The 397-nt window shown below is 63.2% G+C and carries 1 protein-coding gene; it reads right to left on the bottom strand.

Annotated features, from left to right (window positions below):
- Positions 1-397, bottom strand: a 397-nt coding sequence (locus EOB36_RS34165) for an ATP-binding cassette domain-containing protein (RefSeq protein WP_128286604.1), incomplete at both ends; no start/stop codon positions are given.

Genomic DNA, 397 nt, shown 5'->3' with positions numbered 1-397 from the left:
CCGAAAGATCATGTGCGATGAACAGATAGGATGTGCCGAAGGACTGCTGAATATCCCTGAGCAAATTGAGCACGCCAGCCTGCACCGAAACGTCGAGCGCCGAAACCGGTTCGTCGAGGATCACCACTTGCGGGTTGAGCGCAAGCGCGCGGGCGATGACCACACGCTGGCGCTGGCCGCCGGACAGTTCGTGCGGATAGCGCTTGCCATGCTCGGGATTGAGCCGCACCAGTTCGAGCAATTCGGCGACGCGCGCGCGGCGGTCGGTCGCCGACATGTCGCTCATGCGCAGCGGCTCGGCGATGTTGTCGGCAATGCGCATGCGCGGATGCAGCGACCCGTAGGGATCCTGGAAGACGAGCTGGATGTAGCGCCGCATCAGGCGCATGTCTTCGTG

The sequence above is a fragment of the Mesorhizobium sp. M6A.T.Cr.TU.017.01.1.1 genome (assembly GCF_004023115.1).
GTDB lineage: Bacteria > Pseudomonadota > Alphaproteobacteria > Rhizobiales > Rhizobiaceae > Mesorhizobium > Mesorhizobium mediterraneum.
The sequence above is the reverse complement of the archived record's forward strand: the minus strand, read 5'-3'. Positions and strand labels throughout refer to the sequence as shown.